The 20,396-nt window shown below is 72.1% G+C and carries 15 protein-coding genes; 8 read left to right on the top strand and 7 right to left on the bottom strand.

The window, feature by feature from the left end:
- Positions 1-54: 54 nt before the first annotated feature.
- Positions 55-1,227: a xylose isomerase gene (xylA, locus tag VM95_RS13910; RefSeq protein WP_045696222.1), complete on the top strand. Its 1,173-nt coding sequence runs from the start codon at positions 55-57 to the stop codon at positions 1,225-1,227.
- A gap of 129 nt (positions 1,228-1,356) precedes the next feature.
- On the opposite strand, the gene VM95_RS13905 is transcribed toward xylA, so the two are convergent.
- Positions 1,357-1,755, bottom strand: a complete 399-nt coding sequence (locus VM95_RS13905; protein ID WP_045696220.1) for a hypothetical protein — start codon at positions 1,753-1,755, stop codon at positions 1,357-1,359.
- Positions 1,756-1,772: 17 nt separating this feature from the next.
- On the opposite strand from VM95_RS13905, the gene VM95_RS13900 reads away from it, so the two are divergent.
- A complete protein-coding gene (locus VM95_RS13900; protein WP_078859865.1) occupies positions 1,773-3,245 on the top strand; it encodes a cellulase family glycosylhydrolase in 1,473 nt (490 codons plus the stop codon).
- A gap of 253 nt (positions 3,246-3,498) precedes the next feature.
- On the opposite strand, the gene VM95_RS13895 is transcribed toward VM95_RS13900, so the two are convergent.
- The 6 genes from VM95_RS13895 to VM95_RS13870 all read right to left on the bottom strand — a co-directional run bounded on the left by VM95_RS13895 (position 3,499) and on the right by VM95_RS13870 (position 11,852).
- Positions 3,499-4,587, bottom strand: coding sequence for an aldose epimerase family protein (locus VM95_RS13895; RefSeq protein WP_341846006.1), 1,089 nt, complete (start codon positions 4,585-4,587; stop codon positions 3,499-3,501).
- A 141-nt stretch (positions 4,588-4,728) separates the two neighbouring features.
- The gene (araA, locus tag VM95_RS13890; protein ID WP_045696218.1) at positions 4,729-6,237 is read right to left on the bottom strand and encodes an L-arabinose isomerase; all 1,509 of its coding nucleotides are present in this window, start codon (positions 6,235-6,237) and stop codon (positions 4,729-4,731) included.
- An 11-nt stretch (positions 6,238-6,248) separates the two neighbouring features.
- Positions 6,249-6,935, bottom strand: coding sequence for an L-ribulose-5-phosphate 4-epimerase (locus tag VM95_RS13885; RefSeq protein ID WP_045696217.1), 687 nt, complete (start codon positions 6,933-6,935; stop codon positions 6,249-6,251).
- Positions 6,932-8,683 carry a ribulokinase gene (locus VM95_RS13880; RefSeq protein ID WP_425265304.1) on the bottom strand — a complete coding sequence of 584 codons (1,752 nt, stop codon included), beginning with the start codon at positions 8,681-8,683 and terminating at the stop codon, positions 6,932-6,934. The genes VM95_RS13885 and VM95_RS13880 overlap by 4 nt, the downstream gene beginning before the upstream one ends.
- Before the next feature lie 360 nt (positions 8,684-9,043).
- Entirely contained in the window at positions 9,044-10,075 is a 1,032-nt protein-coding gene (locus tag VM95_RS13875; RefSeq protein WP_244178758.1) for a LacI family DNA-binding transcriptional regulator, read from the bottom strand.
- Positions 10,076-10,367: 292 nt separating this feature from the next.
- Positions 10,368-11,852 carry an arabinofuranosidase catalytic domain-containing protein gene (locus tag VM95_RS13870; RefSeq protein ID WP_078859863.1) on the bottom strand — a complete coding sequence of 495 codons (1,485 nt, stop codon included), beginning with the start codon at positions 11,850-11,852 and terminating at the stop codon, positions 10,368-10,370.
- A 347-nt stretch (positions 11,853-12,199) separates the two neighbouring features.
- On the opposite strand from VM95_RS13870, the gene VM95_RS13865 reads away from it, so the two are divergent.
- The 6 genes from VM95_RS13865 to mmsB all read left to right on the top strand — a co-directional run bounded on the left by VM95_RS13865 (position 12,200) and on the right by mmsB (position 20,341).
- Positions 12,200-13,342 (top strand): substrate-binding domain-containing protein, encoded by a 1,143-nt coding sequence (locus tag VM95_RS13865; protein ID WP_045696215.1) that lies wholly within the window; start codon positions 12,200-12,202, stop codon positions 13,340-13,342.
- Complete coding sequence (locus tag VM95_RS13860; protein ID WP_045696213.1) at positions 13,339-14,907, top strand: sugar ABC transporter ATP-binding protein; 1,569 nt, start codon at positions 13,339-13,341, stop codon at positions 14,905-14,907. The genes VM95_RS13865 and VM95_RS13860 overlap by 4 nt, the downstream gene beginning before the upstream one ends.
- Positions 14,904-15,911 carry an ABC transporter permease gene (locus VM95_RS13855; protein ID WP_045696211.1) on the top strand — a complete coding sequence of 336 codons (1,008 nt, stop codon included), beginning with the start codon at positions 14,904-14,906 and terminating at the stop codon, positions 15,909-15,911. The genes VM95_RS13860 and VM95_RS13855 overlap by 4 nt, the downstream gene beginning before the upstream one ends.
- Before the next feature lie 427 nt (positions 15,912-16,338).
- Positions 16,339-17,433, top strand: a complete 1,095-nt coding sequence (chvE, locus tag VM95_RS13850) for a multiple monosaccharide ABC transporter substrate-binding protein (RefSeq protein WP_045696210.1) — start codon at positions 16,339-16,341, stop codon at positions 17,431-17,433.
- 121 nt (positions 17,434-17,554) lie between these two features.
- Complete coding sequence (gene mmsA / locus VM95_RS13845) at positions 17,555-19,102, top strand: multiple monosaccharide ABC transporter ATP-binding protein (protein WP_045696208.1); 1,548 nt, start codon at positions 17,555-17,557, stop codon at positions 19,100-19,102.
- Between the two features lie 3 nt (positions 19,103-19,105).
- Positions 19,106-20,341, top strand: coding sequence for a multiple monosaccharide ABC transporter permease (gene mmsB / locus VM95_RS13840; RefSeq protein ID WP_078859861.1), 1,236 nt, complete (start codon positions 19,106-19,108; stop codon positions 20,339-20,341).
- Positions 20,342-20,396: the final 55 nt, after the last annotated feature.

Below are 20,396 nucleotides of genomic sequence, written 5' to 3'. Positions count from 1 at the left end.
CTAGTTTGTTAAGAGCCATTGCAAACACCCCTGGCACTGATCCGGAGCCGCTCCATGTCCAGTGACCCGCTCGCCCCCACCCCCGCGCACAAGTTCACCTTCGGCCTGTGGACCGTCGGCTGGCAGGGGCGCGACCCCTTCGGCGACGCGACCCGCCCCGCCCTCGACCCGGTCGAGACCGTGCAGCGCCTGGCCGAGCTCGGGGCCTACGGCGTCACCTTCCACGACGACGACCTGATCCCCTTCGGCGCCGGCGACGCCACCCGCGAGGAGGCCGTCAAGCGCTTCCGCGCCGCGCTGGACGCCGCCGGGCTGAAGGTCCCGATGGCGACCACCAACCTGTTCACCCACCCGGTGTTCAAGGACGGCGCCTTCACCGCCAACGACCGCGACGTGCGCCGCTACGCGCTGCGCAAGACCATCCGCAACATCGACCTGGCCGCCGAACTCGGCGCCTCGGTCTACGTCGCCTGGGGCGGGCGCGAGGGCGCCGAGTCCGGCGCGGCCAAGGACGTGCGCACCGCGCTCGACCGGCTGAAGGAGGCCTTCGACCTGCTCGGCGAGTACGTCGAGCAGCAGGGCTACGACCTGCGCTTCGCGATCGAGCCCAAACCCAACGAGCCGCGCGGCGACATCCTGCTCCCCACCGTCGGCCACGCCCTGGCGTTCATCAACGCGCTGGAGCGCCCCGAGCGGGTCGGCCTCAACCCGGAGGTCGGCCACGAGCAGATGGCCGGGCTCAACTTCCCGCACGGCATCGCCCAGGCGCTGTGGCACGACAAGCTGTTCCACATCGACCTCAACGGCCAGTCCGGCATCAAGTACGACCAGGACCTGCGCTTCGGCGCGGGCGACCTGCGACAGGCCTTCTGGCTGGTCGACCTGCTGGAGTCGGCCGGCTACGAGGGCCCCCGGCACTTCGACTTCAAGCCGCCGCGCACCGAGGACTTCGACGGTGTCTGGGCCTCGGCGGCCGGCTGCATGCGCAACTACCTGCTGCTGGCCGAGCGGTCCCGCGCCTTCCGGGCCGACCCCGAGGTGCGGGCCGCGCTCGCCGCCTCCCGCCTGCCCGAACTGGCGCTGCCCACGGCCGGGGACGGCCTGGCCGGGCTGCTGGCGGACCGCTCCGCCTTCGAGGAGTTCGACGTGGACGCCGCCGCCGGGCGCGGCATGGCCTTCGAGCAGCTGGACCAGCTCGCCCTGGAGCACCTCCTCGGCGCCCGCTGACCGCAGCCGTGAAGACCGAGCCGGGTCGTGCCGCCCGCACGACCCGGCTCGGCGCGCGTCCGACCGGACGCCGATGGGAAACGCAGCGGGGCCCCGCCCACCACCGCACGGGCGGGCGGGGCCCGGGTCTCACGCCTCGAACGGCAGCTCGGCCTCGGCCGTGCCGGCCGGGCCGACGTGCAGCGGGCCGTCCGGGCCGCCGATCCGCAGCTGCCACGGGTGCGGGCTGTCCGTGGTCACCCGGATCCGGTCGCCGGTGCGGCGCAGCTGGAAGCGGGCGGTCTCGCCGGGGTCGTCGGCGCGCGGGATCACGACGGTGCGCTCGACGCCGTCCGCGAAGGCGTGCACCCGCAGTTCGACGCCCTCGGCCCAGGCGGAGACCGGGCGCTGGTCGTCCACGCCGAGCGGGATGACGGAGTCGGGGCGGGCCAGCAGCGGCAGGGTGCGGAAGCCGTGCTGTTCGGGCACCCAGCGCGGGCCGGTGACCTGGTCGCCGGTGAGGAAGTTGGTCCAGGTCCCCTCGGGCACGTAGGACCACCAAGGCCCTGTTCGACCACCTGAAGAAGGAGGGCTTCCGCAGCGTCCGGATCCCGGTCACCTGGTACACCCACCAGTCCGACACCGCCCCGTACACCGTCGACGCGACGTACCTGAACCGCGTCAAGCAGGTGGTCGACCTGGCCCTGGCCGACGGCCTCTACGTCGAGATCAACGTGCACCACGACTCGTGGAAGTGGATCGCCAACATCGCCACCGACCACGACAAGGTGATGGCGCGCTTCAACTCCACCTGGCAGCAGATCGCCGCCACCTTCAAGGACGAGCCGCGCACGCTGCTCATGGAGAGCGTCAACGAGCCGGTCATCAACAACGCGACCGACGCCCAGAGGACCCAGTACATGAACGAGCTCAACACCTCGTTCCACTCCATCGTCCGCAGCTCCGGCGGCCGGAACGCCGACCGCCTGCTCGTCCTGCCCACCCAGGGCTGCACCCCGTCCCAGCCCCTCATGGACGACCTGAACGCGGAGATCGCCTCCCTGCACGACCCCAACCTGGTGGCCACCGTGCACTACTACGGCTACTACCCGTTCAGCGTGAACATCGCGGGCGGCACCAGCTACGACGCCCAGAACCAGAAGTACCTGGCCGACACCTTCGCCCTGATGAGGAGCGAGTTCGTCAGCAAGGGGATCCCGGTCTACCTCGGCGAGTACGGCCTGCTCAGCGAGCCCAACTCCGGCACCGTCGAGCACGGCGAGATGCTGAAGTACTACGAGGACCTGAACTACCACGCCCGGCTCAACGGCGTCACCAGCGCCCTCTGGGACGACGCCAACTACCTGGACCGCACCGCCCTGAAGTGGCGCGAGCCCGACCTGATGGCCCTGATCAAGACGTCCTGGACCACCCGCTCGGGAACGGCCTCCACCGACAACCTCTTCCTGCCGAAGTCCGGCCCGATCCCGGCGCAGACCATCACGCTCAACCGCAACGGGCAGCGTTTCGCGGGCCTGTGGCAGGGCGACCTGCCGCTCGCCCCCTCACGCGACTACACGCTGAACGGCGACCAGCTGACCCTCACCTCCGCCGCACTCACCCGGCTGGCCGGCGACCGCGCCTACGGGGAGAACGCGACCCTCCAGGTCCGCTACGCGCAGGGCCGGCCCTGGCAGCTCCACGTGATCTCCTTCGACAAGCCGGCGGTGTCCGCCGCCACCGGGACCACCACCGCGCTCACCATCCCCACCCGGTTCAACGGGGACCAGCTGGCGACCATGGAGGCCAGGTACGCCGACGGCAGCAACGCCGGCTCGGCGAGCTGGACGCCGTTCCAGGCGTTCAACACGGCCTTCGCGCCGGACTACGCGGGCAACGCCCTGGTGCTCAAGCCCGACTTCCTCGACGCGCTCAAGGACGGCACCCCGGCCACGCTCACCTTCCACATCTGGAGCGGCGCCACCGTCACCTACCGGGTGACCAAGTCCGGCACCACGGTGACCGGCACCGCCGCCTGACCCGCCGCGTCCTCCTCGGCCCGGCTGCCGCCCCGACAGCCGGGGCCCTTCATGCCTCCGAGGTGCACCCGTGTTCCCGCTGCGCCCGCGCGTCCTGTTCGGCGCCGCCCACTACCACGAGTACCAGCCGTACGAGCGGTTCGAGGAAGACCTCGACCTGCTGGCCGAGGCCGGCCTGAGCGCGAAGGGGTGGTGGACCCCGCCGGGTCCACCACCCCTTCGCTGTCCGCCCGGTGACGGCTCCGCTGCTCCGCTAGCCGGCCGAGAAGCAGTACACCGTCATCGAGCGGAACTCCTCCCCGGGGCGCAGGACGGTGGAGGGGTACGCGGGGCGGTTCGGCGAGTCCGGGAAGTGCTGGGTCTCCAGCGCGACGCCCGCGTACGCGCGGTACGGACGGCCGGAGGGGCCGCTCAGCGTGCCGTCGAAGTGGTTGCCGGTGTAGACCTGCAGCCCCGGCTCAATGGTCAGGCACTCGACCCGCCGGCCGCTGGCCGGGTGGCTCAGCACGGCGGCCCGCCGGAAGCCGGTCCCGTCCAGGATCCAGTTGTGGTCGAAGCCGGCCCCGGCCCGGCGGATCTGGCGGTCCTCGTCGACGACGCGGTCCCCGATCCGCCGGGCCTCGCGCAGGTCGAAGGGCGTGCCCAGGACGGGCTCGGCGGGCCCGATCGGGATCAGCCCGGCGTCCACCGGGAGGTAGCCGCGGGACTCGACGCGCAGCAGGTGGTCGAGCACCGTGCCGTGGCCCTCACCGGCCAGGTTGAAGTACGCGTGGTTGGTGAGGTTGACCACCGTCGGCGCGTCCGTGGTCGCGCGGTAGCCGATCCACAGTCGGCCGTCCGGGTGGAGCAGGTACGTCACCTCGACGGTGAGCGCTCCCGGGAACCCCTGGTCGCCGTCCGGGCTGTGCAGCCGCAGGCGCACTCCGGCCCGTCGGCCCTCCCGGACGGGCACGCCGTCCCAGAGCCGGGTGGCGAAGCCGTCCGTTCCGCCGTGCAGGGTGTGGCCGGTCGGCTGGGTGGTGAGCCGGTGCGTGGTGCCGTCGAGGGGCAGGACGCCGCCGGCGATCCGGTTGGCGTAGCGGCCGACCGTCGCGCCGAGGTACGCACCCTCCCCGAGCATGTCCTCGACGCGCTCGCAGCCGAGGACGACGTTCGCCCGCCGCCCGTCCCGGTCCGGCGCGTGCAGGGCCTGGAGCCGGGCGCCCAGGCTGAGCACCTCCGCCCGCACCCCGTCCGGCGAGCCGATGGTCCAGCGGGTGACGGGCCGCCCGTCCGGCAGCGTCGCGGCGACGCCCTGGGAGACCGTCAGTTCGGTCGGGGACACGAGGGCGTCGTTCGGCACGGGGGTGCTCCGTTCCTTGCGGGCTGCGGGCTGTACGGGCTGCGGGCTGTACGGGCTGCGGGCTGTACGGGGTGCGGGCTTGGAGCTGTCCAGGGTACGGGGTGCGGGCCGGCGGGCTGCGGGCCGGCGGGCTGTGCGGGGTCAGAACCCCTGGGCCAGGCGGTGGTAGGCCTGGTTCCAGCGCAGCTCCTGGGTGAACCGCCGGAGGTTGGTGTCGTCGTCGATCACCAGCAGTTCGACGCCGAGCATCTCGGCGAGGTCGTCGAGCTCCTCGGTGCCGACCGCGCCGGAGAGCACGGTGTGGTGCGGTCCGCCGGCCGTCAGCCAGGCCTCGGTGGAGGTGTGCAGGTCCGGACGCGGCTTCCAGACCGCGCGGGCGACCGGCAGGTGGGGCAGCGGCGCCGGCGGCGCGACCACGTCCACCTCGTTGGCGACCAGCCGGAACCGGTCGCCGAGGTCCGCGAGGCCGACCACGACCGCCGGGCCCGGCTCGGCGTCGAAGACCAGGCGGACCGGGTCCTCCCGCCCGCCGATGGACAGTGGGTGGATCTCGCAGGAGGGGGTGCCGGCCGCGATGCTCGGGCAGACCTCCAGCATGTGCGCGCCGAGGATCAGCTCGCGGCCGAACTCCAGGTGGTAGGTGTAGTCCTCCATGAAGGAGGTGCCGCCGGCCAGTCCGCCGGCGGTCACCTTGAGGGTGCGCAGCAGGGTGGCGGTCTTCCAGTCGCCCTCGCCGCCGAAGCCGTAGCCGTCCGCCATCAGCCGCTGCACGGCGAGGCCGGGCAGCTGGCGCAGCCCGCCGAGGTCCTCGAAGTTGGTGGTGAAGGCCTTGAAGCCGCCCTGCTCCAGGAAGCCGCGCAGGCCGAGTTCGATGCGGGCCGCGTAGCGCAGCGCCCCGTGGCGCTCGCCGTCCGCCCGCAGCTCGGGCGCGAGGCGGTAGCTGTCCTCGTACTCCTTGACCAGCGCGGTGACGTCGCCGTCGTCCGTCGCGTCCACGGCGGCGACGAGGTCGTTGACGCCGTAGGTGTTGACGGAGACGCCGAAGCGGAGCTGGGCCTCGACCTTGTCGCCCTCGGTGACGGCGACGTCGCGCATGTTGTCGCCGAAGCGGGCGAGCTTGAGGCTGCGCAGTTCGGCGCGGCCGGCGGCGGCGCGGGCCCAGGTGGCGATCCTGGAGGACACGGCGGGGTCGCTGACGTGCCCGGCGACGGTCTTGCGCGCGATCCCGAGGCGGGACTGGATGTAGCCGAACTCGCGGTCGCCGTGGGCGGCCTGGTTCAGGTTCATGAAGTCCATGTCGATGGTCTGCCAGGGCAGGTCGACGTTGGCCTGGGTGTGCAGGTGGAGCAGCGGCTCCTGCAGGGCGTCGAGGCCCGCGATCCACATCTTGGCCGGGGAGAAGGTGTGCATCCAGGCGATCAGGCCGATGCAGTCGTCCGCGGAGTTGGCCTCCAGGCACACCCGGCGGATGGCGCCGGCGTCGGTGAGGACGGGCTTCCAGACCACCTCGACGGGCAGTGCCGCGTCGCGGTTCAGGGCTTCGGCGATGCGCTGGGACTGCTCGGCGACCTGGCGCAGCGTCTCCTCGCCGTAGAGCCCTTGGCTGCCGGTCAGGAACCAGACCTGGCGTCCGTCCAGTGGCTTCTTCACGGGGTGGCTCCTTACCGGGCCTGGGGCTGGCCGTAGACGTTCTGGTAGCGGTGGTTGAGGCTGTCGATGTCCGCCTGGGCGATCGGCAGGGGCTCGCCGAGCTGGCGGGAGAGGTGGACGGTGCGGGCGACGTCCTCGCACATCACGGCGGCCTTGACGGCGGCCCTGGCGTCCTTGCCGATGGTGAAGACGCCGTGGTTCTGCATCAGGACGGCGGGCGAGCGGTGGCCCCGGAGGGTGTCCACGATGCCGCGACCGATCGAGTCGTCGCCGATCAGGGCGAACGGGCCGACCGGGATCTCGGCGCCGAACTCGTCGGCCATCGCGGTCAGGACGCAGGGGACGGCCTCGCCGCGGGCCGCCCAGGCGCAGGCGTAGGTGGAGTGGGTGTGGACCACCCCGCCGACCTCGGGCATGGTGCGGTAGACGTAGGCGTGCGCGGCGGTGTCGGAGGAGGGCGCGTGCTCGCCCTCGACGACCTTGCCGTCCAGGTCGCAGACGATCATGTTCTCGGGCGACAGCTCGTCGTAGGAGACGCCGCTGGGCTTGATCACGAGCAGGTCCTCGCCGGGGACGCGGGCGGAGACGTTGCCGGCGGTCCAGACCACCAGGCCGTAGCGGACCAGCTCCTGATGGAGGTCGCTGACCTGGCGGCGGATCAGGTCGACCGTCGTGCCGGTGGTTTTGTTCGCGTTCACAGGGCCTCGCTCGGGGTGGTGAGGGCGGCGTTGCGGATGTCGCGCAGGCGGTGCAGCAGCTTGTCGGCGCCGAGTCCGAAGTGGTCGTGCAGGGCGCGGTATTCGGCGAAGAGGCGGTCGTACGCGTCGGCGGCGGCCGGGTCGGTCCGGTAGGCGCCCTGCCGCACCCGGCCCATGGCGGCGGCCGCGGTCCGGACGTCCGGGTACGCCCCGGCGGCGACGGCCGCGTGGATCGCGGAGCCGAGCGCCGGGCCCTGCTCGGACTCGGCGACCGAGACCGGGCGGCGCAGCACGTCGGCGTGGATCTGCATCAGCAGGGCGTTCTTCTTGAGCCCGCCGGTGACGATGAACTCGGTGACGGGGACGCCGCCCTGCTCCAGGGCCTCGACGATGACCCGGGTGCCGAAGGCGGTGGCCTCCAGCAGGGCGCGGTAGACGTCCTCGGGGCGGGTGGCCAGGGTGAGTCCGACGATCACGCCGGAGAGGTGGTGGTCGACCAGGGTCGAGCGGTTGCCGTTCATCCAGTCGAGCGCCACCAGGCCGTGCGCGCCCACGGGTTGGTCGGCGGCCTTGCGGGTGAGCAGCCGGTGCAGGTCCTCGCCGTTCGCCTCGGCCTCGGCCAGGTAGTCGGCGGGCACGCCCTGGCGCAGCCACCAGGCGAGGATGTCGCCGACGGCGCTCTGGCCCGCCTCGTAGCCGTAGGAGCCGGTGACGATGCCGTCCTCGACCACGCCGCAGATGCCGGGGACGTCGGCGAGGGTGGCGCCGTTGACCACGTGGCAGGTGGAGGTGCCCATGATGGCGAGGAGTCGGCCGTTCTCGACGGCCCTGGCCGCGGGGGCGGCCACGTGGGCGTCGACGTTGCCGGCGGCGACCGCGATGCCGGCGGGAAGGCCGGTCCACCGCGCCGCTCGGGCGCTGAGCGAGCCGACCCGCGAGCCGAGCGGGGAGAGCGGGTGTTCCAGGCGGGTGCGGGCGAAGTCCGCGAAGTCCGGGTGGAGCGCGGCGAGGTAGTCCTCGCTCGGGTAACTCCCGTCCTGGTGAATGCCCTTGTAGCCGGCCGTGCAGGTGTTGCGGCTCTCCGCGCCGGTGAGCTGCCAGACGATCCAGTCGGCGGCCTCGATCCAGCGCTCGCACGCGGCGTAGACGGCCGGGTCCTCCTCCAGCACCTGCAGCGCCTTGGCGTACTGCCACTCGGCCGAGATCCGGCCGCCGTACCGGGAGATCCACTTCTCGCCGCGGGCGTGGGCCAGCGCGTTGATCCGGTCCGCCTGGGGCTGCGCGGCGTGGTGCTTCCAGAGCTTGGGCCAGGCGTGCGGGCGGGAGGCCCAGTCGGGGGTCTCGGCCAGCGGGGTGCCGTCCGCGAGCACGGGCAGGACGGTGCAGGCGGTGAAGTCGGTGGCGATGCCGATGACCTGGGCGGGGTCGACTCCGGCGGCGGTGAGCGCGGCCGGGACGGCGGTGCGCAGCACCTCGCGCCAGTCCGCCGGGTGCTGCAGCGCCCAGTCGGGCGGGAGCGGGCGGCCGGTGCCGGGCAGCTCGTGCTCGATGACGGCGTGCGGGTAGTCGTGGACGGCGGTGCCCAGTTCCTCGCCGTCCCGGACCCGGACCACCACGGCGCGGCCGGAGAGCGTGCCGAAGTCGACGCCGACGACGTACCGGTCGGCCCGATCGGCCTGGTCCGTCTGATCGGCCGGGTCGGCCTGATCGGTCCGGTCGGCGTCGGGAGTAGCAGGGATCACGGTCACGTGCTCATCCTTCGTACGCGAGGCCTGCGTTGTGACCTGTCGCCGGTGCGTCCTCGACCGGGGCAGGGCGGACGGCACCGGCGACAGGCTTCGTTCCGCTACCTCTCCCTCAGAAGAACGGAACGTTTGACCGCCGGCCGGGCGCACGGAAGCGGGAAGCAGTGGGCCCGGCCGGCGGAGCGGTGAGAAGCGTCATTGTTAACGCTCACGGAGATTGTTAGCGCTAACAAACGACGTGTCAAGGGAAGTCCACGGGCGGAACCCGAGACACCGGGAGCTCAGCGGTCGGGTCGAGCCGGGGTCGGCCGGGGTCGGGTCGCGTCGGGTCGCCGAGCCGCGGAGCGGCTACGCGCCACCGGCTCAGCGCCATGCGGGCGGGCCGACGCTGCGCCGCACCACCATCTCCGGGGTGATCTGCACGTGGGCCGGCGAGGGCGCGGCCCCCTCCAGCTCCCCGACGAGGAGTTCCAGGGCCCGCCTGCCGAGTTCACCGAAGTCCTGCCGCACCGTGGTCAGCGGCGGGGTGAAGTAGGCGGCCTCCGGAATGTCGTCGAAGCCGATGACGCTGATCTCGTGCGGCACCGACCGGGCGGCCTCGTGCAGGGCGCGCAGCAGGCCGAGGGCCATGTGGTCGTTGGCGCAGAACACGGCGGTGACGTCGTCCAGTCGGGCGAGCCGCAGCCCCGCCTGGTAGCCCGAGCGGGCGCTCCAGTCGCCGCGCTGCACCTCCGGCACGGGGGCGCCGGCCGCCCGCAGCGTGAGGCGCCAGCCCTCCTCCCGGTCCCGGCTCTCCAGCCAGTTGGCCGGCCCCGCCACGTGGTGCACGGTGCGGTGGCCCAGGTCCAGCAGGTACCCGGTGGCCTCGCCGGCGCCGTAGCCGTTGCTCACCGAGACCATGGGCACATGGGTCTGGTTGCCCGAACCCACCGCGACGAGCGGCACCGAACTCGACAGCTTGGCCAACGGGCTGACGGAGGAGGTCTGCGGCGCGATCACCACCACGCCCTCCACCCCCTGGTCGCGCAGCCGGTCGACGGCCTCCTGGACCGAACGGCCGTCCAGGGAACGCAGACTGGTCACGCTCACGAAGTACCCGGCGCTGCGCGCGGCCCGCTCGATGCCGTCCAGCATCGAGGCGGGGCCGTACAGGGTCGAGTCGAAGCTGACCACCCCGAGGGTCTGCGACCGGCGGGTGACCAGCGTGCGGGCGGCGGAGTTGGGCCGGTAGTCCAGTTCCCGTATGGCGGCCAGCACCCGGTCCCGGGTGTCCGGCCGGACGTGCGGGGCGCCGTTGAGCACCCGGGACACGGTCTGGTGGGAAACGCCCGCCAGTTTCGCCACGTCCGCCATCACGGGCTGGCGCTGTTCCGTCCCGGCGCTATCGGTTCCCACTCGCAGTCCCCTCCTCGGCTGTGGACCACAGTACGCGACCAGGTCCAGGCCAATCCGTCACCCTCGGTTCAACCGGCGGTTTCTCTTCATACCAGCCGCGCAGGCTGCTGACATGTGCCAATATCGCCAAGTTAACGCTCACACCTCCTCCATGGAGGCGGTTTCCCCGTCGCCGCCCCGCGCCCCGCCGCCCTCGCCGCCCCACCGTCCGCAGGCCGACTACGGGCCGACTGCGGCCGGGCCCCGGCTCCGCGGGGACGCGGTGCCGGGGCCCGGCCGGGTGCGCCGGGGCCTACCCGAGGGCCCACTTCTGGTTGTCGCCGCCCCAGCAGCTCCACAGCTGGACGGGCGTGGCGTCGGCGGTGAGCCCCCCGGAGACATCGAGGCAGCGGCCGGACGGGACGCCGGTCACGCTGCCGTCCGAGTTGAACTGCCACTTCTGGTTGGCACCGCCGTTGCAGGGCCAGGTCACCACCTTGGTGCCGTCCGCCGTGCCGGCGCCGTACGCGTCCAGGCACAGGGTGCTGCCGGCGATGTTCACCGTGAGCTGCCCGTCCGCGGTGCGGGTCCAGGTCTGGTTCGCGCCGCCGGAGCAGCCGTAGATCTGCGCCTGCAGCCCGGGCGTGCTGGAGGCGTTGGGGACGTCCAGGCACTTGCCCGAGCCGGTGCCGCGCAGCGCCCCCGTGGCGGGCCCCGAGGAGGTGGCGTAGCCGGCGGCGACGATGTTGTCCTGGACGGCGTTCTCGGTGACCTCGGACGGGTAGCCGGAGGTCATCACGCCCTCGTAGAAGGTGCCTCGGGCGCCGTTGCTGTTGTCGCCGCCGATGCCGAGGATGATCGCGCCCTCCTTGTGCATCGGGTTGTAGCCCGACGCGTTCGGGCGCGGCCCGGAGTAGAACGTCGACAGCCCGCCGGACTGGGCGTCGCCGGCGCGGATCGCCCACTGGTTCGGCGCGCCCTTGACCATGGCCGTCAGGTAGCGGTGGTTCACCGTCGGGTCGTTGGCGTTGTAGCCCGGGTTGGCCCCGGAGAACAGGCCGTTCTCCAGGTCGGCCATCACCCAGGGCCCGGGGCCGCTGCCGTAGCCCCAGACCTTGATGGCGCCGAAGTAGATCGCCTCCATGTGACCGTTGCCGGTGTCGGTGCTGCTCGTCTCGGCGTTGCCGTAGTCGAAGCAGCAGCCGCCGTTGGCGTGGCTGCCGTCGAGGATCGCGTACATCCCCTCGGGCTGGTCGCCGGTCGCGACGCCCGAGGTGTGGTTGTTGCGGTAGCCGGTGCCCGGCGCGACGTACACGCCGTAGGCCCGGTGGCCGTTCAGCGTGGTGGGCGCCAGGGTGGCGTCCGCGAGGTTGTCCGGGCCGGGCGCGGCCCCGCCGCCGGGTGCCTGGGTGAGGTGGTTGCCCCGGCCGCTCTGGTCGTAGATCACGGTGATCACGCAGCTGGTGCCGGCGCAGAAGGCGTCCTGCGCGGCGGCGTCGGCGTAGCCGCCGGTGCTCAGGGCGCCGATGTTCTTCAGCGCCTGGTCCGACGAGCGCCGGACCTGGTAGAGCGGCCCGCCGTACCCGGCGTACAGGGCGCGGGTGGTGCTGTGCGCGGCCACGCAGGGCGTGCCGCCGGCGGCGTAGATGTCGCACGGTCCCTGGGTGGCCGCCTGGGCCACGCCGCTCGTCGCGGTGGCGCCCGCCAGGGCGCCGACCAGGACGGCGAGGGCCGCCCCGGCCCGGGCGAGGCGGCGCAGCGCGCCGCGTCCCCGGGTCGTTCCGTTGTCGTCACTCATGGTGCCTCCCTGCTCATCGTTGAGCGCGGCCAGAAAGGAAAGTGAGCGCTAACAATCCGCCCCGGGGCAGCACTCTTCAGCCCCGGGCCGGAGGTGGAGGGTTCCTGGACCGGTGACAGTGCCGCACCGACCCTGTGCCGTCAAGGCTTTTGACACATCGCACCGAGGAACGGCCGGTCAGGCCCGCCGGGCTGTCGGTCCGTCATCCCAGCTCGGTTGCACGGAGGTTGACGCTGGCCAATGTGAGCGCTCACACTCCACTCCGGCGCAACCGAGCACGGCTGCCGGTTCGCCGCGCCTTTCACCTGCTCCCCCACCCACCGGCAGCGATCGAGAGGAACCACCACATGCGCGCACCCATCCGCCGACGCCCCCGGACCGTCCGCGTCGCGTCCGCCGCGCTCGCCGTCCTGGCCCTGGCCGTCGGCTGCAGCAAGCAGGGCGCCGGCGACTCCGGCACCCCCGCCGGCGGCTCCTCGGCCGCCGCGCCCGCGATCCAGGGCGACATCACCTTCAACGACGACAACCTGACCCGCCTCGACGCCGCGCTCAAGGCCACCCTCCAGGGCAAGGACCTCTCCCGGCTGGACCTGGCCATGGTGGTCAACGTCTCCGTGGACTACTGGAACGCCGGCAAGGCCGGCTTCACCAAGGGCCTCGCCGACCTCGGGGTCAAGGGCACCTTCCAGGCCCCGGCGAACGGCCGCCTGGACCAGCAGCTGTCCATCCTCCAGACCCTGCGCGGCCAGGACATCTCCGCCTTCTCGCTCTCCGCGATCGACCCGACCGCCGTCAAGTCGCCCATCCAGTCCGCCGGTTCGGCCGGCATACCGGTCCTCGCGATCGACTCGCCGCTGCCCGCCGAGGACGGCGCCGCGCTCTACCTCGGCACGCCCAACTACCAGGCCGGCAAGCGCGCGGGCGAGGCGATGAGGACCGCGCTGGGCGGCCACGGCAAGGTCGTGGTGCTGGTGGGCTCGCTGACCGCCTCCAACGCCGTCGAACGCATCCAGGGCTTCGAGGACGCGCTCAAGGGCACCGACATCAAGGTGTCCAACAAGCTCGCCGACAACATGGACGCGGCCAAGGCCCTCACCAACGCGCAGACCGCGATCCAGACCGACCCGGGCGTGACCGGCCTGTACGGCGTCTACTCCTACGACGGCCCCTCGGCCGCCCAGGCGGTGCAGGCCGCCGGCAAGGCCGGGAAGGTCAAGGTGGTCTCGGACGACAGCGACGCCCAGACCCTGACGTTCATCCAGCAGGGCGTCATCCAGGCGACCGTCGTCCAGTCGCCCTACCAGCAGGGCTACACCGGCGCCTACCTGCTGGCCGCCCTCAAGGTCCTCGGCAAGGACGCCACGCTGGCCGTCGTCAAGCCGTTCCTGGAGCCAGACGGCAGCACCCTGAGCTCCGGCGTGGGCGTGGTGACCCCGGACAACCTGGCCGACTTCCGGGCCAAGCAGGCCCAGCTCGGCATCACCGGATGACCGGGCCAGCCGCCCCCGCGGCCGCCCGTCCGGCCGCGGCCCTGCGCGAGGTGCGCAAGAGCTACGGGCCGGTCACCGTGCTGGACATCCCGGAGCTCGACCTGATGCACGGTCAGATCACCTGTGTGGTCGGGGAGAACGGCGCCGGGAAGTCGACCCTGATGGGCGTGCTGTCCGGCACCGTCTCCCCCACCGCCGGGGAGGTCCTGGTCGCGGACCGCCCGCTCCAGCCGGGGCGGCCCGACCACGCGAAGGCGCTCGGCGTCAGCCTGGTGGCGCAGGAGTTCCCGCTGGTGGGCCGCCTCAGCGTGGCCGAGAACCTGCTGCTCGGCCGGCGCACCCGGTCCGCCCCCGGTGCGGGGAGGCTGCGCCGGGCCCTGTTCGACCGCGCCGGCACCCGGCGCGAGGCCCGCGAACTGCTCGCGGACATCGGCGTCGAGGGCATCGACGTCGACCGGCCGGTCGAGCAACTTCCCGTTCCGCTGCGGCAGATGATCGAGATCGCCAAGGCCTGGGGCAACCGGCCGCTGGTCCTGATCCTGGACGAGCCGACCTCCTCGCTCGGGCCGGTCGAGGCCGGGAAGGTCCTCGCCCTCGCCCGGCGCCACGCCGCGGACGGCGGCGCGGTGCTGTTCATCGGCCACCGGCTGGACGAGGTCCGGGACATCGCCGACCGGGTCGTGGTGCTGCGCGGCGGCCGCCTGGTCGCGGACCTCGGCCCGGCCGAGGCCACCGAGGCGCGGCTGATCCGCGAGATGGTCGGCGGCGAGCTCGCCCGCGACGCGGCCGTGCGCCCCGTCCCGGCGGCGGCCCGCACCGTCCTGACCGCCCGGGGGCTGACGGCGGACGGCCTCGGCCCGGTCGACCTGGACCTGCGGGCCGGCGAGATCGTGGGCGTGGCCGGACTGATGGGCTCGGGCCGCAGCCGGCTCCTGCACACCCTGATGGGCGCGCAGCCGCGCACCGGCGGCGAGGTCGAACTGGGCGGGCGCCGCTTCCGCCCGCGCCACCCCGCCGACGCCGTCGCCGCGGGCATCGGCCTGGTGCCGGAGGACCGCAAGGAGCAGTCCCTGCTGCTGGCGCACCCGGTGCGCTGGAACGCGACCCTGGCCACCCTCCGGCGCGACTCCTGGCACGGCGTGCTCACCCCCGGCGGCGACCGTGCGCGCTCACAACGGATCGTGGACGGCCTGGGCGTCCGGCTGCACAGCCAGGAGCAGCCGATCGGCGACCTGTCCGGCGGCAACCAGCAGAAGGTCGTGTTCGGGCGCTGGCTGCACGCCACCCCCGACGTGCTGCTGCTCGACGAACCCACCCGCGGCGTCGACGTGGGGGCCAAGGCCGAGATCTACCGGCTCATCGACCGGGCCGCGGCGGACGGGCTCGCCGTCCTGGCCGCCTCGTCCGAACTGGAGGAACTGCTGTGGATCTGCCACCGGATCCTCGTGATGGCCCACGGACGGATCGTCGCGGACCTTCCGCGCGAACACTTCGGCAAGGAGCGGATCATGACAGCGGCCACCAGCCGGCCGGAGCCGGCGGCGCACGGGGAGGGTTCCGCATGAGCGCCGAGACCGCTCCCGCCCGCCGGTCCACGGCGGCGCCGGCCCGGAGCCGGCTGCGCGCGCTGGTCGACACCCCGGAGGTGGGCGTCGTCCTCGCCTGCGTCGCCGTGTTCGCGGCGCTCGCGCTGGCCCGGGACACCTTCGCCAGCGCCGTCAACCTCCAGGGCATGGGCGCCGACCTGGCCCAGTACGGGCTGATCGCGATCGGCGAGTCGCTGGTCATCCTGACCGGCGGCATCGACCTGTCGGTGGGCGCCCTGCTGGGCACCAGCGTGATCCTGATGTCCTGGTTCAACGTCCGGGCCGGCCTGCCCGCGGGTCTGGCCGTCCTGGCCACCCTGGGCATCGCCGGCCTGGTCGGCCTGCTCCACGGACTGGCCGTCACCCGGCTGCGGATGCCGCCGTTCGTGGTCACGCTCGTCACCTACACCGTGGCCCAGGGCGTGACCCTGGCGATCACCTCCGGCACCTCGATCGTCGGCATCTCGCCGTTCTTCGGCGACGTCGGCCAGAGCTACCTGGCCCAAGTCCCGGTGCCGCTGGTGCTGTTCGCGGTGGTCACCGCCGCCGCGTGGTTCTTCCTGGAGCGCACCTACGCCGGGCGGCAGGTCTACGCGGTCGGCGGCAACCCCGAGGCGGCCCGGCTGGCCGGCATCCGCGGCGACCGGCGGGTGGTCTCGATGTACGTGACGTCCTCGCTGGTGTCGGCCTTCGCCGGGATGCTCGTGCTGGGCCGGATGGGGGTCGGCTCCGCCAGCGGCGTCGGCGTCGGCTGGGAGCTCTCGGCGATCGCGGCCGCGGTGATCGGCGGGGTCAGCCTGACCGGAGGGCAGGGGCGCGTGCTGGGGATCGTCGCCGGCGCCGTCCTGCTGGAGCTGATCAACAACGGGCTGACGACACTTCAGATCAACTCCAACTACACCGACATCGTGCTCGGTTGCGTCCTCGGCCTGGCCATCACGGCCGACCGGCTGCGCGCCAGGCGGGTGGCCAGGAGGTCCTGAGCCCTCGATCGCCCCGGCCCGCCCCCGCCCTGCCCCGGCGGGGGCTCCGCCGCGCCCCGGCGGGGGCTCCGCCGCACCCCGGCAGGGGTTCCGCCCGCCCCGCCGGCCCGGCACCTCACCGTGCCGGCCGCCGCGCTCACGGGCAATTCGCCGAACGTTCATCGAAGGCGGTCCCGGAGAACCTTCCCGCAGATGGAGCGCACCCGGAGTGCCGACCGGGCGGGGCACCGCGATCCAACGGTGATCCAAGAGCCCTTGACGCCAAACTTGTTAGCGTTAACACTTCATGTCACGCCAGGCCAGAGCTACCGTCATCCCGACGTTCCACAGCACGCGGGACCGCTCCGGCCGGCCCCGCTCGACCGCTCCCGGTCGCCCATCCAGGGGCGCATCGTCCCGGTCGCGGAACATCATCACTGGAGGAACTGTGCGGAAGCTTTCAGCAGGCCTCGTCGCGGTGGGCCTGGCGCTCTCGCTGGCGGCCTGCGGGCAGAGCGCCAACGGAGTCGGCGACGGGGCGGCCAAGGGCGACGCCAAGGGCGGACTCGTCGGCATCGCGATGCCGACCAAGTCGTCGGAACGCTGGATCAACGACGGCACCAACATGGTCAAGGAGTTCCAGGCCAAGGGCTACAGGACCGACCTGCAGTACGGCGACAACGTGGTGGAGAACCAGGTCGCCCAGGTGGAGAACATGATCACCAAGGGCGCCAAGCTGCTGGTGATCGCCGCCATCGACGGCTCCTCCCTCACCAACGTGCTGCAGAAGGCCGCCGACGCGCACATCCCGGTCATCTCCTACGACCGGCTGATCCGGGGAACCCAGAACGTCGACTACTACGCGACCTTCGACAACTACAAGGTCGGCGTCCTCCAGGGCGGCTACATCGCCGACAAGCTCGGCCTCAAGGACGGCAAGGGGCCGTTCAACATCGAGCTGTTCGCCGGCTCGCCGGACGACAACAACGCCACCTTCTTCTTCAACGGCGCGATGAGCGTCCTCAAGCCGTACATCGACCAGAAGAAGCTGGTCGTGCAGAGCGGCCAGACCGACTTCAACCAGGTCGCCACGCTGCGCTGGGACGGCGGCCTCGCCCAGTCCCGCATGGACAACCTGCTGAGCAAGGCCTACACCGGCGCCCACGTCGACGCCGTGCTGTCGCCGTACGACGGCATCTCGATCGGCATCCTCTCCTCGCTCAAGGGCGTCGGCTACGGCAACGCCAAGTCCCTGCCCGTCGTCACGGGCCAGGACGCCGAGCTGGCCTCGGTGAAGTCGATCATCGCGGGCGAGCAGACCCAGACCGTCTACAAGGACACCCGCCAACTCGCCAAGGTCGCCGTCCAGATGGGCGACGCGCTGCTGACCGGCGGGAAGCCCGAGGTCAACGACACCACCCAGTACAACAACGGCGCGAAGGTCGTCCCGGCCCAGCTGCTCCAGCCGGTCAGCGTCGACAAGGACAACTACCAGAAGGTCCTGGTCGATAGCGGCCAGTACACCGCGGACCAGCTCAAGTAGCCGGTGGGGCCCCGTTCGCGGGGCCCCACGCCGAACCGGCGGCGCGGCGGCGCCCGGGTCGATCCCCGGGCGCCCGAGGGCTCCCCCACCGCACCGCCCCGATCGATACGGACGCACACCCATGGCCGGACCCGTTCTCGAAATGCGGTCGATCAGCAAGTCGTTCCCCGGTGTCAAGGCGCTCTCCGAAGTCAACCTGAGCGTCGCCGCCGGCGAGGTGCACGCCATCTGCGGTGAGAACGGCGCCGGCAAGTCCACCCTGATGAAGGTGCTCAGCGGGGTCTACCCGCACGGCAGTTACGAGGGCGAGATCCTCTTCGAGGGCGAGCCCTGCCGGTTCAGGGACATCCGGGCCAGCGAGCAGCGCGGCATCGTGATCATCCACCAGGAGCTCGCCCTGGTGCCGTACCTGTCCATCGCCGAGAACGTCTTCCTGGGCAACGAGCACGCCACCCGGGGCATCATCAGCTGGCACCGGACGCTCACCCACGCCGCCGACCTGCTCCGGCAGGTCGGTCTGGTCGAGAGCCCGCACACCCGGATCGCCGACCTCGGCGTGGGCAAGCAGCAACTGGTCGAGATCGCCAAGGCGTTGGCCAAGAAGGTCAAGCTGCTCATCCTGGACGAGCCGACCGCCGCGCTGAACGACGAGGACAGCCGCAAGCTCCTCGACCTGATCCTGGAGCTCAAGGCGCAGGGCATCTCCTGCATCATCATCTCGCACAAGCTCAACGAGATCGCCCGGGTCGCCGACGCCGTCACCATCCTGCGCGACGGGCGGACGATCGAGACGATCGCGATCGGCCCGGAGGGCATCTCCGAGGACCGGATCATCCGCGGCATGGTCGGCCGGGACCTGGAGCACCGCTATCCCGAACGCACCCCGGACGTCGGCGAGGTCGCCTTCGAGATCGAGGACTGGACCGTCCGGCACCCGATCGACCAGCAGCGCACCGTGGTGGACGGTGCCTGCCTGAACGTGCGGCGGGGCGAGATCGTCGGCATCGCGGGCCTGATGGGCGCCGGCCGCACGGAGCTCGCGATGAGCGTCTTCGGCCGCTCGTACGGGCGCTGGAGCCGCGGGCGGGTGCTGCTGCACGGCCGGGAGGTCCGCACCCGGACGGTGCCGGAGGCGATCGGGCACGGCATCGCCTACGTCACCGAGGACCGCAAGCACTTCGGCCTCAACCTGATCGACGACATCAGCCGGAACATCTCGCTGAGCGCGCTCGGCAAGGTCGCCCGGTACGGCCGGGTCGACCGGCACGAGGAGAGCAAGGTCGCCGAATCGTTTCGGCGGACCATGAACATCAAGGCCCCGAGCGTGTTCACCACGACCGGCACGCTCAGCGGCGGCAACCAGCAGAAGGTCGTCCTCAGCAAGTGGATCTTCGCCGAGCCGGAGGTGCTGATCCTCGACGAGCCCACCCGGGGCATCGACATCGGCGCCAAGGCGGAGATCTACACCGTCGTCGCCGAACTGGCCGCCCAGGGCAAGGCCGTGCTCGTCATCTCGTCCGAACTCCCCGAACTCCTGGGCCTGTGCGACCGGATCTACACCATGGCCGAAGGCCGGATCACCGGCGAGGTCGCCCGCGCCGACGCCACCCAGGAATCCCTCATGCGGCTCATGACCATGAGCTCCGCATCCAGCAACGAGCAGGTGTGAGGCATGGCCCAGACCGAGATCATCCCGGACTCCGCCCAGAACGTCCCCGAGCCCGGTCCGAGCCCGTCCGTCGGCTCCGTCCTGGCCCGCGCGCTGCGCGGCAACGTGCGACAGTACGGCATGCTGGTCGCGCTCGCGCTGATCGTGCTGCTGTTCCAGATCTGGACGGACGGCATCCTGCTCCAGCCGCTCAACATCACCAACCTGATCCAGCAGAACGGCTACATCCTCATCCTGGCGATCGGGATGATGATCGTCATCATCGCCGGGCACATCGACCTCTCGGTCGGCTCACTGGCCGCCTTCGTCGGGGCGGCCGCCGCGGTGATGATGGTCGAGCACCACGTGCCGTGGCCGGTGGCGATGGTGGTCGCGCTGGTGGTCGGCGCCCTCGCCGGGGCCTGGCAGGGCTTCTGGATCGCCTACCTCGGGATCCCGTCGTTCATCGTGACCCTCGCTGGCATGCTGCTGTTCCGCGGCGGCACCCAGATCCTGCTGCAGGGCCAGTCGGTGGCGCCGTTCCCCAAGGGCTTCCAGAGCATCAGCAGCGGCTTCCTCCCCGAGGTCGGCCCGCACACCGACTACCACAACCTCACCGTGCTGCTCGGCCTCGCGGTGCTGGCCGTCGCGCTCCTCCAGGAGCTGCGCGGCCGGCGGCAGACCGCCTCGTACGGGCTGGAGGTGCTCCCGCTCGGGCTGTTCCTGGTGAAGCTCGCCGTGATCACGGCGGCCGTGCTCGTGTTCACCCTGCTGCTGGCCAGCTACCACGGCGTGCCGATCGTGCTGCTGATCCTCGGCGCCCTGCTGGTCGGCTTCGGCTACCTGATGCGCAACTCGATCATCGGCCGGCACACGTACGCCATCGGCGGCAACGAGCCGGCGGCCAAGCTGTCCGGGGTGAAGAGCAAGCGGGTCGTCTTCCTCGCCTTCACCAACATGGGCGTCCTCGCGGCGCTGGCCGGGCTGGTCTTCGCCGCGCGGCTCAACGCCGGCACCCCGCAGGCCGGCGTCAACTTCGAACTGGAGGCGATCGCCGCCGCCTTCATCGGCGGCGCCTCCGCGAGCGGCGGCGTCGGCACCGTCCTGGGCGCGATCATCGGCGGCCTGGTGCTCGGCGTGCTGAACAACGGCATGTCGCTGGTCGGCGTCGGCACCGACTACCAGCAGGTGATCAAGGGCCTGGTGCTGCTCGCGGCGGTGGGCTTCGACGTCTACAACAAGCGCCGGGCCGGCTCCTGACGCCGGAGCACCCCTGACGCCCTCGCCCTCGGCCGTCCGCCATCGGACGGCCGGG

The organism is Streptomyces rubellomurinus (genome assembly GCF_000961885.1).
Classification (GTDB): domain Bacteria; phylum Actinomycetota; class Actinomycetes; order Streptomycetales; family Streptomycetaceae; genus Kitasatospora; species Kitasatospora rubellomurina.
This window is presented reverse-complemented; position numbering and strand designations above follow the sequence as displayed.

What these genes read in the sequence shown, in the direction of transcription:
- xylA (WP_045696222.1), top strand. Translation starts at nt 55, where the DNA reads ATGTCCAGTGACCCGCTCGCCCCCACCCCCGCGCACAAGTTCACCTTC.
- mmsB (WP_078859861.1), top strand. Translation starts at nt 19,106, where the DNA reads ATGGCCCAGACCGAGATCATCCCGGACTCCGCCCAGAACGTCCCCGAG.
- VM95_RS13860 (WP_045696213.1), top strand. Translation starts at nt 13,339, where the DNA reads ATGACCGGGCCAGCCGCCCCCGCGGCCGCCCGTCCGGCCGCGGCCCTG.
- VM95_RS13870 (WP_078859863.1), bottom strand. Translation starts at nt 11,852, where the DNA reads ATGAGTGACGACAACGGAACGACCCGGGGACGCGGCGCGCTGCGCCGC.
- mmsA (WP_045696208.1), top strand. Translation starts at nt 17,555, where the DNA reads ATGGCCGGACCCGTTCTCGAAATGCGGTCGATCAGCAAGTCGTTCCCC.
- VM95_RS13855 (WP_045696211.1), top strand. Translation starts at nt 14,904, where the DNA reads ATGAGCGCCGAGACCGCTCCCGCCCGCCGGTCCACGGCGGCGCCGGCC.
- VM95_RS13865 (WP_045696215.1), top strand. Translation starts at nt 12,200, where the DNA reads ATGCGCGCACCCATCCGCCGACGCCCCCGGACCGTCCGCGTCGCGTCC.